Here is a 242-nt window from a genome sequence, read left to right as displayed (position 1 = left end):
AACCCGATCCAGCAGAACAGCCCTTTCGAGAAACGGTTCCCTTCACTCAGCTTCAAAAGGGCATCAACAGCCTGCCGGCTCAGCAGGCGGAAATCTCCGACCCCGTCACGCAGGTCCACTTCGACGGCTTTGTTGATAAATTTATAATACAGGGAAGAAAGCACGGAACGCACGGGGCTGTCCCCTTTTCGGTTGCGCTGCGCGATGACTTGGTCATACCCTTCTTCATAGCCTTGAATGAA

1 protein-coding gene is annotated in these 242 nt (G+C 53.3%); it reads right to left on the bottom strand.

What is annotated here, in order from left to right:
* Window positions 1-242, bottom strand: a 242-nt coding sequence (locus tag ACYYG1_RS17815) for a glycosyltransferase family protein (RefSeq protein ID WP_461211665.1), incomplete at both ends; no start/stop codon positions are given.

The sequence above is a fragment of the Desulfocurvus sp. DL1XJH-121 genome, assembly GCF_054819825.1.
Note: the sequence above shows the minus strand (reverse complement) of the source record. Positions and strands in the feature narration are given on the sequence as shown.